This window comes from Aerosakkonema sp. BLCC-F183 (assembly GCF_041929145.1).
In the GTDB taxonomy this organism is placed as follows: Bacteria; Cyanobacteriota; Cyanobacteriia; order Cyanobacteriales; family Aerosakkonemataceae; genus Aerosakkonema.
Window position 1 is genome coordinate 48,260 of sequence record NZ_JBHFNU010000119.1, and the last position, 13,560, is coordinate 61,819.

At 44.4% G+C, this 13,560-nt stretch carries 8 protein-coding genes and 1 pseudogene; 5 read left to right on the forward strand and 4 right to left on the reverse strand.

The features are described 5' to 3' along the window. Positions 1-38: 38 nt before the first annotated feature. Positions 39-1,190: an acyltransferase family protein gene (locus ACE1CD_RS35210; protein WP_374827746.1), complete on the forward strand. Its 1,152-nt coding sequence runs from the start codon at positions 39-41 to the stop codon at positions 1,188-1,190. A gap of 130 nt (positions 1,191-1,320) precedes the next feature. Here ACE1CD_RS35210 and ACE1CD_RS35215 read toward each other — a convergent pair whose 3' ends face one another. Beyond that, positions 1,321-2,778 (reverse strand): aminopeptidase P family protein, encoded by a 1,458-nt coding sequence (locus ACE1CD_RS35215; RefSeq protein ID WP_374827748.1) that lies wholly within the window; start codon positions 2,776-2,778, stop codon positions 1,321-1,323. A 74-nt stretch (positions 2,779-2,852) separates the two neighbouring features. Between ACE1CD_RS35215 and ACE1CD_RS35220 the strand changes: the two genes are divergently transcribed. Then, positions 2,853-3,206, forward strand: a complete 354-nt coding sequence (locus tag ACE1CD_RS35220) for a DUF4332 domain-containing protein (RefSeq protein WP_374794283.1) — start codon at positions 2,853-2,855, stop codon at positions 3,204-3,206. Here the strand turns inward: ACE1CD_RS35220 and ACE1CD_RS35225 are convergent. Then, on the reverse strand, positions 3,186-4,388 hold the full coding sequence (locus ACE1CD_RS35225) for an RNA-guided endonuclease InsQ/TnpB family protein (RefSeq protein WP_374827749.1): 1,203 nt from the start codon (positions 4,386-4,388) through the stop codon (positions 3,186-3,188). The genes ACE1CD_RS35220 and ACE1CD_RS35225 overlap by 21 nt on opposite strands. A 168-nt stretch (positions 4,389-4,556) precedes the next feature. On the opposite strand from ACE1CD_RS35225, the pseudogene ACE1CD_RS35230 reads away from it, so the two are divergent. Beyond that, a pseudogene (locus ACE1CD_RS35230) lies at positions 4,557-4,706 on the forward strand (DUF4332 domain-containing protein); the annotation flags it as partial. Positions 4,707-4,771: 65 nt separating this feature from the next. On the opposite strand, the gene ACE1CD_RS35235 reads toward ACE1CD_RS35230, so the two are convergent. Then, the gene (locus ACE1CD_RS35235) at positions 4,772-5,386 is read right to left on the reverse strand and encodes a TetR/AcrR family transcriptional regulator (RefSeq protein WP_374794368.1); all 615 of its coding nucleotides are present in this window, start codon (positions 5,384-5,386) and stop codon (positions 4,772-4,774) included. Between the two features lie 711 nt (positions 5,387-6,097). On the opposite strand from ACE1CD_RS35235, the gene ACE1CD_RS35240 reads away from it, so the two are divergent. Together ACE1CD_RS35240 and ACE1CD_RS35245 are read left to right on the forward strand one after the other, a co-directional pair. Further along, positions 6,098-7,588, forward strand: coding sequence for a M16 family metallopeptidase (locus ACE1CD_RS35240; protein ID WP_374827765.1), 1,491 nt, complete (start codon positions 6,098-6,100; stop codon positions 7,586-7,588). 153 nt (positions 7,589-7,741) lie between these two features. Continuing rightward, positions 7,742-9,217, forward strand: coding sequence for a M16 family metallopeptidase (locus ACE1CD_RS35245; protein WP_374827750.1), 1,476 nt, complete (start codon positions 7,742-7,744; stop codon positions 9,215-9,217). Between the two features lie 486 nt (positions 9,218-9,703). Here ACE1CD_RS35245 and ACE1CD_RS35250 read toward each other — a convergent pair whose 3' ends face one another. Continuing rightward, entirely contained in the window at positions 9,704-13,549 is a 3,846-nt protein-coding gene (locus ACE1CD_RS35250) for a tetratricopeptide repeat protein (protein ID WP_374827751.1), read from the reverse strand. Positions 13,550-13,560: the final 11 nt, after the last annotated feature.

Here is a 13,560-nt window from a genome sequence, read left to right on the forward strand (position 1 = left end):
GGATAAAAAATAATGGACACAATAGATAAGAGGTAATCATGGGATTTTTGAGATTTATTTTAGCAGTTAGCGTTCTGATTTTTCACTCCCATCCAATTGCTGGTATCAAGCTTGTTGGCGGTCAGATAGCCGTGCAATCATTTTTTATAATCTCTGGTTTTTATATGGCTTTTATTTTAACTGAAAAATATGTCGGTAATGGTTCTTATAAAGCATTTATGAAAAGTAGGTTGGTAAGATTATTTCCTGCTTATTGGGCGGTGATAGTTTTGGTTGCAATGTTTTCTTTACTGCATTCTTACTTACTGGGAGGAGGTCTTTTCTTACAAAGCTGGATGGCTAATTGGCAATCGGTAAACATATTTTCAAAAATTTATTTATTATTTACTAATGTTTTTATATTTGGACAAGATATTGTCATGTTTTTGCAGCTGCATCAACCAGATGGCTGGCTCTTCTTTACCTCAAACTTTACACAATCTCAACCTCAAGTCCATACATTTTTGCTTATACCTCAAGCTTGGTCTCTCAGTATAGAATTGCTATTTTATTGCATTGCGCCTTTACTTGTAAGGCAAAGTTCATTTGTTATAGTAATACTGATATCGCTGAGTTTGTTATTAAGAATAAGCCTTTATTCAGTAGGTCTAAATTACGACCCGTGGACTTATAGGTTTTTTCCGACAGAATTAGCGTTTTTTATGTGTGGAATCATCTCTTATAGAATTTATAGCAAATTTAAAACCCATAAATTCCAACACCAAAACCTTTTGTATTTAACTTTATTTGTATATGCTTTGACAATTTTATTCCCATTTATGCCAGGAGTTATCATCAAACAATGGTTGTATTACATAATGATAATGGTGAGCATCCCATTTATGTTTATCTATACCCAAAGAAGTAGAGCCGATCGACTTTTGGGAGAATTATCTTATCCCATCTACATAGCTCATGTTTTTGTAATTGTTTTAATTGAAAGAATAGTATTAAGTACTTTCTTAAAGAAAGTACTCCAAGGGCAACAGGATTGGATTTTGAATAACTTTTTAGGAATCGCGGCTTTGTTTTTAACAACCTGGCTTGCTATTTTGTTAATTAAACTACTGGTAGAACCGATAGAAGCCTACAGACAGAGCATAGCTAAAAGATTACTAGAAAAAAACCTCAACAGTAAACAAGAAATCTAAATTGGGCATTAAGCTCGCGATCGTCTAAAAGCGTCGGTTAGTGGATGAGCTAAAAATTAGCTTGCAGAAAAGATAAGAGGTAATTGGCAATGGTAAAAATTTCTTACCGTTACCCATTACCCATTACCTATCACCCACCCATAAAATGCTCGATCGCATCTGGATGAGACGGCAAATCGGCTGTGATTACCTCGCTACCCGACTCGGTGACTAAGACATCATCTTCAATGCGAATTCCTCGCACATCGGAAAACTCAGCCAAACGATCCCAATCCACAACTTCTTGATATTGTTCGCGTTTGTCTGGGTAATTCAAAAGCGACGGGACTTGATAAAAACCGGGTTCGATCGACACCAGCATACCAGCTTGTAGAGGTCGATCCAGACGCAGGAACTTCAAACCGGGACGATCGCTGCGAATTCGTCCCAACTCGTACCCAGCCAAATCTCCCAAATCCTCCATATCGTGGACATCCAAACCGATCGGATGACCGACGCCGTGAGGGAAAAATGCCGTGTGAGCGTCCATTTCCACCAATTCTTCCACATCCCCCTTCATAATGCCCAGATCCAGCAGCCCTTGGGTGAGGGTAGTTGCGGCCAGCATATGAATATCTTTATACTCCACACCGGGACGTATCTTAGAAATGCAAGCATCGCGAGCTGCCAGCACCACTTCGTAAATAGCGCGTTGAGTGGGGGAAAATCTACCAGAAACCGGCCAAGTGCGGGTCACATCAGATGCCCAACCCATCGCCGTTTCCGCACCTACATCCGCCAGCAGCAAATCTCCCGGTTGCAGGGGGTTGTGATAGCGATCGTTGTGGAGAACTTCCCCGCGAACCGTGACAATACTATTGTAAGCACAAGTCATGTTCCGAGCGATGATGACGCTTTCCATTGCCGATCGCACTTCCGCTTCCGTTTTGCAATGGCGCGTTCCAGCCATCCCGGATTTATGAGCGTCAACTGTAGTAGCCGCCGCTTTTCGCAACTCTGTTAAAGCACCGGCATCCTGCTGAAGGCGCAATTTGACGATCGCGTATGCTAAATCCCAATCTATCCAACTCAGGGAAGATGCCGAATACAACCAGCGATTGAGTATACCAGATTGTTGGTGGTTGAGCATCACATCCTGCACTGGAATTGTCGCACAACCTTGCGATCGCCACCTCAGTTCTCCCATCGGGTGAGCTGTGTTAGCCCCGATCAACTCAGCAATTTCCTCTCGCGTCGGCTGTTTTCCATGCCACAGGGAATCTTCCGGATTCGGGTCATCCACGAACAGTTCCAGTCTGCCCGCCTCCATACGAATTGCTGCATTTTCCAGAGGTAGCCCCGCAAAATAGAGAAAGTGACTGCTGGCGCGGAACGGCAATTTATTTGCCGGATAATTGCGAGATGGGGCGCATCCTGACCAGAGAACCACGGGGAAATCAATCAGCTCGAAAAGTCGCTTCCGCCGCTTGCGGAGTGTGTCTGCCAGGGTTTTGGCTTCACCAAGCGTGTCGGAATGAGAATTTTTTAGCGACGCCGTTAGCGAAGCTATGTCCAAGGCAATAGGCATCTCGGTCGTGACTTGCATCATAGAAAGGTACAATCCGGGAGCATCTCACTCTTGTCAGAATACCAAAAGAGTCTAAATTCGACAGACTAATAAAGATGTCTTTTAAACCCAACAATTGTGAAAGCGCTATGCTGCTTGGGGATTGGCCTCTAGCTCAACTGCCTGGGTTAAGCCGCGAAAACCAGTCTCAACTGCTGGAATGCGGCATTGCCACAACTGGGCAGCTAATTCTTTGGGCCAATTCTCCCGCTAGTAGGCAGGCACTGGCGAATCAGTTACAGATCCACGTTCAGTACGTTAATAAATGGGTTGCTTTGGCGGATCTGGCTCGCGTCCCCAGCGTTGGCTGCCATTATTGCGGACTATTATTGCACGTCGGTGTTTGTTCTTTGACACTCCCCGCTAATCAAGATGCGGGGATTCTTGGTTCAACGAGAGTCCTTGTCTAGAGTCATTGCTGATTCTTGATAGAGGGACAACTCTTCCCAAGCGTTGAGAGCGTCTTGCGCCCTAGTTCCGGTATGCCCTACCGTACTTAATGCTTTTATCAAGATATTAATCGCCGCGTTGGTATCACGACACAGCACTAATCCACAACTACATTTATGCGTCCTAGTGCTAAGCGTTTTCTTAACTTCCTTACCACAAGAAGAGCAATTAGCGCTAGTGTATTGAGGCGGAACAGCTACAGTTATTTTCCCGTAAACCCTTCCAAAATACTCCAACCATACTCGAAATTGATACCAAGCTGCATCGCTAATGGATAAAGCTAGTTTGTGATTCTTAACCATGTTTCTCACCTGCAAATCCTCGTAGGCAATCAAGTCGTTAGACTGAATTACGCATTGAGCTAATTTACAAGCCCAATCTTTACGCTGCCTACTAACTTTTAGGTGAAATCTAGCTAATTTCTGTTTGGCTTTGATGTAGTTACTCGATCGCTTCTGACCCCGACGTAATTTTCTAGACACCCTTCTTTGTAGTCGTTTTAATGCTGTTTCTGCACGACGTAAAAATCTAGGGTTATCTACTTTATTTCCATCGGAATCCGTATAAAAATGAGTCAGCCCAACATCAAGCCCAATCATCCTTTTAGTTTGCTCTGTCTCGATTTCACGGTTGTAGGCTATACAGAATTGAGCATAATATCCATCTGCTCTTCTGACTAACCTAATCCGTTTAATGTCTGATAACTGATAAAAATGCAGGTCATAAGTTCCCAGCAGTTTAAGTTGGCCAATCTCAAAGCCATCAGTTAAGGTTAAATGCTTCCTATCAACTGAAAGCTTCCATCCGGTAGTTTTGTACTCAACGGAATGACCGCGTTTTTTAAATTTAGGAAATCCTTTTTTACCTACAATTTTCTGTTTACAGTGATCGTAAAACCGTGAAATTGCTGCCCAGGCTCTATCTGCGGATGCTTGTCTGGCCATTGAATTTAGTTTTTTAGCAAAGCTAAATTCAGATGCTAAAACTTTGCAGTAGGCGCTGAGGTCATACTTACCAATTTTGGAGTTGTCCAACCAATATCTAATGCACTTATTTCTGATAAACAAAGCGGTTCTAATCGCTTCATCAATTAGGCGATACTGCTGCGCTTTGCCTTTGAGTTTAAATTCGTACACCAGCATTGGCTCAATCTCCTTATGCCGTTATAATAGCGTAACGTTTTTTTTCTAGTCAAGTCTGACGGCGTTCGCTTTCTTCGTGCCGTAGGCATTATAAATTCGCGCCCGTCGCATGGCATCCACCGAATAAATTACGGTGGCTTTCATGCTCCTAATTTTCTTTAGGTAACCCAACTGGCTCAGATTCCCCCGCACAGATTACATCAACAAATTTTGCGATTCCAGGTAGCCACGATGCAGCGCCGCGACCTCTGTCCCTCTGTAGAGCAAGTTTCGCTGTGGATTCAACAAGCGCGATCGATTTGGGATTTGAGATTTTAGATTTTGGATTTTGGATTGTTTGCTATTTGCCATCGCCGATCGATCTGGATTTTGCTAAAATAGCGCTAACTTTTAGCCAGTACGCCATTGAGGAAAATGTCGGCAATTCCCTCTGCCATTTCCTTGATCGCTTGGGGTGAAGCTCCTGGCTCCATAATGGTATCGTGGCTAAAACCTGCGATCGCAAACATTCCCACAAACACATGGGCGACAATTTTGGGGTTCATCCGGCGATAAATACCTCTATCCATCGCCGTTTCAAAGAATGCTTCGGCTACATCCGTCATTTTGGCAATTACTTCCGACTGTACGCGATCGCGCAAATCTGGGTGAAATTGGGCTTCCATAAAGCAAACCCGCATCATATCCGCATTCGAGTGAAAATTCATCATCCGCCGTCGCATTACCTGCGCCACAGCTTCGTAACTGCCCATTTCGCTCAGTTCTGTCAGCAAGTCGGTCAGTATTTCTACCCATCCCTCTGTCGCCACTTCCACCAAAATCGCCTTTTTGTTGGCAAAATGTCGAAACAAAGTTCCTTCCGCCACTCCCGCCGCCGCCGCTAGATCGCGAGTCGTCGTACCATCATAACCTTGACGGGCAAACAACTTTTGCGCTGCTTTGACGATGCGAGTGCGCGTCGCTTCTTCTGACTGAGTGGTTCGCTGCAAAATTCCCATATAATTCTTTTTGTTTCCTGTATACAACCCGAAGTCATTCTATTGGCTTTATTTCCTGGTTTCCCAGATGCGATCGCGCCTTAATTTTTACCCGATCGGCTCATTTTTCTCCATTTCATCTGGAGACTAACGCAGCACCAACCGCAGGTTTCGCCACTTAGAGAAGCTATAATTTTTTCATCTTATCCCCCTTTTGCTTCTTTGGCTCCTAGCTCAGCCCTGTAACTTAACAAATTTGCTTAACTGTAAAATTTCTATACATCTCTTTACCTGAAAACCTGCGTCAAAGCACCTGGCTTTAGACATGGGGATGAAACCCACGCCCGCGATTTCAATCGCATCCCATCAAATATTAACAGCGAGCCATGCACAATCGGAAAGGGAAAATGTTAGTTGCTAATCGGGGATATTTTAGATATATTTGGCTTCGCTCTAAAGATGATAATAACTAATTATAGAGTAGAAAAATGTATTTTCGCGTTAACTAATTAAGATCGGGTATAATGAGCGAGTACCTTAATTTCAATGCAGGATTCCATATGCGTGTCCGTGCAATATGGTAAAAAAGCGTCAGCGACCAAATTCATCTTTTGTAAAGTCAAAAATTCAATCTAATCTATGATATCGCCTGCGTGGTTACTTCAGTTGACAATGCAAATAAAAAAAAGCTGGTGGCGTCAAGCGATCGCCACATTTTTATGTGTCGGGATGATGTGGTTGGGACTCCAACCACAAGCAGCTTTAGCGCGTAGCGAAAACAGAGTAGCAGCTGCATCAATTCAGCCGTATTTAGATCGAGTCATGCAGCGCGTCACCGAGTTTCGGCTCGATAACGGCATGAAATTCATCGTTTTGGAAAGACATCAAGCACCAGTAGTTTCCTTTCTCACCTATGCCGATGTCGGCGGTGCAAACGAGCCTGATGGCAAAACAGGCGTAGCGCACTTTCTGGAACATTTGGCTTTCAAAGGAACCACGCGCATAGGCACAAAAAACTACGCAGCAGAAAAGCCGCTACTGGACGATCTCGATAAATTATCGCAACAAATTCAAGCTGCTAAAGCCACAGGAAAAGAAGCAGAAGTTGCACAGTTACAAGACCAATTCAAAAAAGTGGAAGCGCAAGCAGCCGAGTTAGTCAAGCAAAACGAATTCGGTCGCATAGTTGAGCAAGCGGGAGGCGAGGGACTCAACGCCACAACTTCCACAGACGCCACCCGCTACTTCTACAGCTTCCCCTCCAACAAGCTAGAACTGTGGATGTCCCTAGAATCGGAACGGTTTCTCGACCCAGTGATGCGAGAATTTTATAAAGAAAAAGATGTCATCTTAGAAGAACGACGGCTGCGCGTCGATAACTCGCCCATCGGTAAAATGCTGGAAGCATTTATCGACACAGCTTACAAAGTACATCCCTATCGGCGTCCGGTGATCGGGTATGACGGAGATATCCGCAATCTGACGCGAGAAGACGTGCAGGAGTTTTTCGACACACACTACGTTCCCAGCAAATTGACGATCGCAATTGTCGGCGATGTCAACCCAGCAGAAGTCAAAAAATTAGCCCAAACTTACTTCGGTCGCTACAAAGCCAAACCGACAGCACCGGAAACATTAGCTGCGGAACCAAACCAAACGGAAACCAGAGAAATAACCTTGCAACTGCCTTCGCAACCTTGGTATTTAGAAGGATACCACAGGCCAGCAATGAATCATCCCGATAACGCGATTTACGAGATTATCGGTAGCATTCTCAGCGACGGTAGAACTTCCCGCCTGTACAAATCTTTGGTAGAAAAGCAGCAAATCGCACTCACCGCACAGGGTTTCAGCGGTTTTCCAGGAGATAAGTATCCTACAATGATGCTGTTTTACGCGCTGACAGCTCCCGGTCATACTGTAGAGGAAGTGGCGAAGGGGTTGCGATCGCAAATCGATCGACTCAAAACCGAACCAGTCTCCCCAGAGGAATTGGATCGGGTGAAAACCCAAGCGCGTGCGGGTTTGTTGGGAACCCTCGATTCCAATGATGGCATGGCATCTGCATTAGTGGAATACGAAGTTAAAACCGGTAGCTGGAAAAACTTGTTCAAGCAACTGGATGCGATCGCAGCTGTCACCCCCGCAGATATCCAGCGAATCGCACAAGCAACATTCCAACCCCAAAATCGTACCATTGGGCGTCTTCTGCCGAAAGAGTGACGATCGATATGCCACCGCAACTGATGCAGAAAACCAAAAAAACTGGAGTCCGGGAAAATTTGACACCCATGGGTGTCAAATTCCGAAGATAGAAAAATAAAGGATCGGGTCAGAGGGTCAAAAGTGTTTTTCAATCGCAAATCTAAAATTGGCATGAAGCGCAGTATTCTCAAAGCGATGAGGCTAATGGTGCTAACCGTACTGCTACTATTGCTGGTCAAGTTACCAGCCTCAGCGCAAACCGCACGGCATTATACAGAATTGACCTTTCCGCCGTTACCGGAAATAAAAGTGCCAGCTTACACGCGCTACAAGCTGGATAACGGCATCATCGTATATTTGATGGAAGACCGGGAACTTCCCCTCGTCGGCGGTACAGCCTTATTTCGCACAGGCGCACGCTGGGAATCGGCGGATAAAGTCGGTTTGGCCGATTTAGTGGGAGAAGTGATGCGAACTGGGGGTACAAAAAAACACTCCGGCGAAGAATTGAATACTTTACTGGAACAAAAAGCAGCTTCGGTGGAAACTAGCGTGGGAATTGCTTCAGCTAGTGCAGGTTTTAGCAGCCTCAGCGAAGATTTAGAAGAAGTATTTGACCTCTTTGCCGAAGTAATTCAACAACCAGTTTTCGCCCAAGAAAAAATCGATTTGGCCAAAACCCAAGGGCGAGGCGACATCGCCCGTCGCAACGACAACCCTGGCGGCATTGCAGGGCGAGAATTCCAGAAATTAATCTACGGCGAAAGCAGTCCCTATGCCCGCACGGTAGAGTATGCCAGCCTAGATAATATTTCTAGAGAAGATTTGCTGAATTTTTATCAGCAATATTTCCATCCTAACAATATGATGTTGGGAATTGTGGGCGATTTTGACAGTCAAAAAATGCGCCAGATGATTCAGGAAAAGTTTGGTAACTGGAAACCAAACCCGCAATTAAAAATGCCAGCATTGCCGAATGTTTCGCAGGCGAATAAGGGTGGTATATTTTTTGTAAACCAACCGCAGCTAACGCAAAGTTATATTCAAATGGGACATTTGGGCGGTTTGTTCAACAGTCCCGACTATGCGGCGCTGAATGTTTTGAATGGGGTGCTGAGTGGTTTTGGGGGACGCTTGTTTAACGAAGTGCGATCGCGCCAAGGTCTAGCTTACAGCGTTTACGGTGCGTGGAGTCCCCGCTACGACTATCCCGGTATTTTCGTTGCTGGGGGACAAACTCGTTCCGAAACCACAGTACCGTTTGTGCAAGCAATCTTTGCCGAAATTAAGCGCATTCAAGACAAACCGATAACCCCAGAAGAATTAGCTTTTGCGAAAGAGTCAGTGCTAAATTCTTTTGTATTCAATTTTGAAGAACCCAGCCAAACTTTATCGCGGTTGATGCGATACGAATATTACGGCTATCCGGATGATTTCTTATTCCGTTATCGACGCCAAGTGGAAGCAACAACCGTAGCCGATGTTCAGCGCGTGGCGCGGACTTATCTGCAACCAGAGAATATCACCACTTTGGTTGTAGGTAATGCCGCTGCCATACAACCTCCGTTAACCAGCTTATCCGCAAAAGTAACGCCGATCGACATCACAATTCCAGCGCCGAGAACTACCGCCACTTCCCAGCAATAAACTCTACTCTTGAGTACATAGTTGCGCTTCAGCGCCAGATTTAGCGCTAAAGCGCAACTACGTACCTAAGAATCGCTTCTACCTGGCGAGCGAACCAAAACTACATCTGCGTACATCCGCGTGCATCTGCTTTTATCTGCGGTAAAAAAATATCTCAAATTGAATAGTGCGAGCGAACCAAAACTACATCTGCGTACATCCGCGTTCATCTGCTTTTATCTGCGGTAAAAAATATCTCAAATTAAATTGTGCGAGCGAACCAAAACTACATCTGCATTCATCCGCGTGCATCTGCTTTTATCTGCGGTAAAAAATATCTCAAATTGAATAGTGCGATCGATCCAAAACTACATCTGCGTTAATCTGCGTGCATCTGCTTTTATCTGCGGTAAAAAATATCTCAAATTGAATAGTGCGATCGAACTAATTTGTAGGTACGAAACCTAACCCAGAAAGAGCGCTAAAGCGCAACTACGTACCTAGAAATTAGGCTAAACCTTGGGATACAAAACCAGACCAATAATAGGGACTGACAAACGGCAATGTTTCTCGACAAAGCACTTCTAATCGCAATCGCACATTTTTGATAATTTCTACTTTATTTTCTCCCGATAGTTTTTGCTCAAAATAATCCTCTAACTGCTGTCGATACTTAGCAGATAATTCATCGCCTGTCAAGTTACGCAGCTTGAATTGTGCTTGGCGGATTGCTTCGGAACGGCCCTTGTCCTGCTTTTCCTGATAGTATAAAATGCAAAACAAAGCGGTTGCTAAATCTTCCACAGACCACAAGGTACTGACTACATTTCTCGCACCAGCACAGAGGAAACCGCTAGCAATACTCAGCGGATCGTCGGTTATTTGGGTGAGGGTTAAATTGGTTTCGCAGCAGGAGAGGAAGACTTCGGCTAGGTGCGAAAATCTCCAGGTGAAAATGCGACCGAGGTTGATATCATCGTCGTATAATTTAAGTTTTGATTCCAGGGAATTATTGAGATTCGATTGAGCGTGATGACTGGAATGGAGGACTTGCACGCGATCGAGTAATTTTTGATAATTACTAATAGTTGCTTTCTGATATTGGAGGCGATTATTTTCGGAAACTTTGTGCATGGTTGCCAGAGTTTCGCACTCGTAGCCAGTGAAAACGAGGTCGCCTCTGGTATTTTCCACGATTCCCATTGTGGCAGGTTTGAGGTTGCCTCGCTGGTGGCAAAAGCTGAGTATTTGGCAACTGGGAACGATGCGAAGGCGGAATTTGTCGCTGAGGTATTCGGGTTGTTGGGATGGCGTTTTGGCAGGCGTATCAAGGGTTTCGCTCATATCCAGGCTTGCGCCGCGTGTTTGGACGGAAGCTGTATCGCTGTGGGGAATGGGAATGTTGTTTAAAGGTAAGGCAGCAAAGGGGATTTGATGCAGGTACAAATGAGGGATGATAATCAGTTCTTTGATGCCGTTGAGATGTTGTTCAATAAGTTGATTAATTTGCAGGCGGTTGGTGAGTTGGGAGAGAAATTCACCCATTTGTTTTTGCCAAACAGTTGGGTTTTCTTTATAAGGTTTTAACCAGTTGTTGAATATCCAATCTTGCAATGTTCCATATCCTTGACCTTCGCAGGTGTAGAGTTGAGTTGCTTGATTTTTTCGCAAGATGAAAATGTGGGTATGTTCGCTTGTGGTGTAAAAATTGAGAATGGCAGTTTCGGCATCGGGAATTAAGGCTTGCATCTGCTTGAAACTGAGGGGGTCTGGTTGCAATTGACCCGCCAAAACTCGATCTTTACTGCGAATTTTCAGCCAAGCTTGCTGTTTTTCTGCTTCTAATTCATTAATCTTTTCGATGATAGCGTCGCCGTTGGGGGTTGGCTGGCGAGTGGTGGCGAGTGCTTTCATTGGGTCATTGTCAGAAAAACGCAAACGGTTGCTTTGTTGTTGCAGGCGATAGTATTCTTCGACTTCCGGGGGAATTTCGCCTTGGGGGTAGAGGTCTTTGCTGGCGAATAAGTCCGCGAGGTGGCGGGAACGGGAACGGTCTGCGGTTTCGACGGCTTTATCGTATTGTTTGAGGTTGATGTAGCATTGGACGGCGTTGGCGTAAACGGAGATGGCTTCTTTAATGATTTCTTGGCGGCGTTTGTCGGTGGTTGAACCTTTGCGGAGTTGTTCGACTGCTTGCATCGCGGGTTCGTATCCTTCTAAAGCGAGGTGCCAGTCGCCTTGGGTGAAGCCGATGTTGCCGAGGTCACGACCTGTTTTGAAGCATTCGACTGGCATGGTTTTTGGGGTGGCAATTTTGAGGCATTCGCGAAGTTTCTCGATGGCTTTCTCTATTTCTTGCAATTCGTAGTAAGCGCCGCCGATGTTGTTCAGAAAACGTGGTTCAGCTTTATGGTATTTAATTTCCCGACAAATGGCTAAACCATTTTCGTAGTAAGCAATCCCTCGTTTATATTCTTCGAGAGATACGTAAGCCCCGCCTAAATTTCCCAGAGAATTCACTTCCCCAAGACGGTTTTTGATTTCTCGACTAATGACTAAAGACTGTTTGTGGAAATCAATTGCTAGTTCCACTTGTTCCAAATAAAAGTAAGCCCCGCCTAAATTTCCCAAAGAATTCGCTTCTCCTCTGCGGTTTTTAATTCGCCGACAAATGGCTAATTGCTGTTCATAGAAATCGATGGCTCGTTCATATTGTTCTAGAGATCTGTAGGCATTACCTAAATTTCCCAAAGAGTTTGCTTCCCCTTGGTCATATTCGATTTGCTGACTGATAGCTAAAGACTGTTCTTGGAAATTAATCGCCCGTTCATATTGTCCTAGAGATTCGTAAGCATTACCTAAACCTATCAGAGAATCCGCTTCCCCTTCGCGGTCTTTAATTTCTCGGCAAATGGCTAAAGACTGTTTTTGGAAAGTAATTGCTCGTTCATATTGTCCTAGAGATTCATAAGCATTGCCTAAATTTACCAAAGAATCCGCTTCCCCTTTACGATCTTTGATTTGCTGTCTAATGGATAAAGACTGTTCATATAAATTGATCGCTTGTTTCAATTCTCCCTGAGAATAGTAAACATTGCCTAAATTTTCCAAAGAAGATGCTTCCCCTGTGTGGTCTTTGGTTTCCCGGCAAATGGCTAAAGACTGTTCTTGGAAAGCGATCGCTTGTTCATGTTCTCCCAGAGAGTGATAAGCATTACCCAAACCTCTCAGAGAATTCGCCTCTCCTTTGCGATCTTTGATTTCCCAACAAATGGCTAATTGCTGTTTGCGGACATCGATTGCTTGTTCATATTGTCCTAGCTCATAGTAAGCGTTACCTAAACTTTTTAGCGAATACGCTTCTCCTTTACGGTCTTTGATTTCCCGACAAATGGCTAATTGCTGTTTGCGGACATCGATCGCTTGTTCATATTGTCTTAGAGAGTGGTAAACATTGCCTAAACCTCTTAGAGAATATGTTTCCCCTTGGCGGTCTTTGATTTCTCTGCTAATGGCTAAGGACTGTTTGTGGAAATCAATTGCTCTTTCATGTTCTCTCAGAGGGTTGTAAGCATTGCCTAAATTGTCCAGAGAATATGCTTCCCCTTGGCGGTCTTTGATTTCCCTGCTAATGGCTAAGGACTGTTTGTGGAAATCAATTGCTCTTTCATGTTCTCTCAGAAAGTTGTAAGCATTGCCTAAACCCATCAGAGAATCGACTTCACCTCTGCGGTATTTGATTTCCCTACTAATAGCTAAACACTGTTCGTAGTAATAAATTGCTCGTTCAAATTGTTCAAGATAATAGTAAGCAGTGCCTAAATTTCCCAGAGAATTTGCTTCCCTTGGGCGGTCTTTGAGTTCCTGGCAAATAACTAAATACTTTTCGTACAAAGGGATCGATCGTTCGTATTGTCCCAGAGAGTCGTAAGCATAAGTTAAATTATCCAGACAACTTGCTTCCCCTGAGTGGTCGTGAATTGTTTGATAAATAATAAGAGACTGTTCCCAGCACTGACAAGCTACGAGAAACTGGCTAATCTCAGCTTGTTCCATTCCCCACTGAAATAAAATATTGGCTGTCTGTTTTCTGACTTCTATTGGCTGCTGGTCGCTACCGAGAAATTCGCCCAGTCGTAAAGCAAAGTTTATTAAAAGTTGAGCGAGATTTTGGTTGCCGTTCTCATCTAATTCTTTAGCAACTTCGGTCATCGTTTCCAAGAGTCCGGGGTCAAGCAACTTGGAGTGTCCGTCAAAGATTTTCGGTTCTTCCTTACTAACAATATATTCAACCATAGATTCGAGCAGTTTTCGGATGAATTGCCGATAGGCATCAATGCGTTGTTCGTCCATTGTTGTTTTCC